1 pseudogene is annotated in these 833 nt (G+C 54.6%); it reads right to left on the reverse strand.

Features of this window, described 5'->3' with window-relative positions:
• Window positions 1–57: 57 nt before the first annotated feature.
• A pseudogene (locus IBT47_RS26805) lies at window positions 58–833 on the reverse strand (IS5 family transposase); the annotation flags it as partial.

Below are 833 nucleotides of genomic sequence, written 5' to 3' on the forward strand. Positions count from 1 at the left end.
GCGGCTTTGTTGAATAAATCAGATTCAGGGCGAGCGTCTCTGCAGCGGGTTGGGTTTTCAGGCGATACGCACACTTTCTGGCATACCTGACTTCGTCATTTTGTTCAGAGCACGTACCATGGCCAGAGCCTCCGCAACCTGTCCATCATAATCCCGCAGCGTCAGTGAACCGCCGAACAGCTGTTTTACCCTGTACATCGCCGTTTCCGCTATCGAACGACGGTTGTAATCTGTTGTCCATTTCCACCGCGTATTACTCCCGGTCAGCCGCTGGTTCGCAACAGCACGGTTACGGTCTGCGTACTCTCCGGACCAGTAGCCAGCGCCTTTTCGCGGCGGGATGAGTGCACAGATTTTCTTCCGGCGCAGTTCATCGTGACATAACCGCGTATCATAAGCGCCATCCGCTGCGGCTGACCTGATTTTTCGATGAGTCCCCGGGGAAGGCCTCTGAGTCTGTCACATTGTTCAGCGACAGGTCCGCACAGATGATTTCATGTGTTTTGCTGTCAACGGCCAGATGCAGCTTACGCCAGATACGACGGCGTTCTTTGCCGTGTTTTTTGACTTTCCATTCGCCTTCACCAAAGATCTTCAGCCCGGTGGAATCAATCACCGGATGCGCGATTTCGCCCCGGGTGGGCGTCTTGAAACTGACATTAACCGACTTTGCCCGCCTGCTGACGCTGGTGTAATCCGGGCAGCGCAACGGAACATCCATCAGGGCAAAAATGGAATCAATGAAGCCCTAAGCGGCCCGAAGGGGCAGCCGGAATACGCGTTTAATCACCAGGACAGTGGTGATGGCAAGGTCAGAATAGCGCTGAGGCCTT

The organism is Erwinia sp. S43 (assembly GCF_016624745.1).
GTDB lineage: Bacteria > Pseudomonadota > Gammaproteobacteria > Enterobacterales > Enterobacteriaceae > Erwinia > Erwinia coffeiphila.